This window comes from Endozoicomonas sp. Z74, from assembly GCF_057680865.1.
Window position 1 is genome coordinate 1 of the sequence record NZ_JBLYZI010000263.1, and the last position, 869, is coordinate 869.

The 869-nt window shown below is 48.8% G+C and carries 1 protein-coding gene; it reads right to left on the reverse strand.

Features of this window, described 5'->3' with window-relative positions:
• Window positions 1-789: IS1595 family transposase (locus tag ACNRUY_RS26660; protein ID WP_488114691.1), on the reverse strand; the 789-nt coding region annotated here is incomplete at its 3' end.
• Window positions 790-869 lie beyond the last annotated feature (80 nt).

Consider the following 869-nt stretch of genomic DNA (forward strand, 5'->3'; position numbering starts at 1 on the left):
GTGATAACTGCCCTTGAGAGAGTTCTTCACATTACCAATCATGGTATTTACCCACGTGAACAACTCATTATCCATTGACTCATACCCACCACCCGTTATTACGGACTCATGTGGATGGCCAGCATCAGCGATTCCGGTAAAGGCTCCTAAGCCATCACTGACGACACAGCATGTATTACTACCCAGATGCTTGCGAGCCCAGAGCTCCAGCTCTTTTTTTCGAAAACTGGTTACCATGCTGAAACGCATATAGAGGGGGTGGTTATCTTCATTCGTCTGAATAGCCGCCACAAAGGGGTGTTTGTTTTCTGAGCCACGACCACGCTTACCGCCATGCTTTTCTCCGCCCCAGTAGGAGTCATCTATCTGGACATGATCTTGCAGGGGCTGGCTGTCATCTCGCTCCTTCATGACTTGCATTAACTTGTGCTTCATACGCCATGAGGCGTTGTATGAGATGCCCAGCTGTCGGGACAACTCAAGGGCAGAGACTCCGTTTTTGGTCTGGGTCATGAGATACATGCCTAAAAACCAGGTGGTAAATGAAAGCTTTGTGGCCTCCATAATGGTTCCCGTGGTAAGCGAAGTCTGGTGATGGCAACGGTTGCACTGGTAAAGCTCACGGGTTTTAAGAGTACAGTAATGTTGGCCGCCGCACTGAGGACAGACAAAACCATTGGGCCAACGCCACTGGAAGAACTTGTCTCGACACTGTTCTTCTGTACCGTACTGATCAAGGAAAGCCGTAATGCTCAAGCCTTTCTGAAACTGGATTTTGTTCTTAGCCATGACAACACCTCGCTTGAACTGAAAGCCAGTGTCGTCATTTTAGCCGAGAAATCGAGCTGAGGTTGGGTGGTAATCAGGTA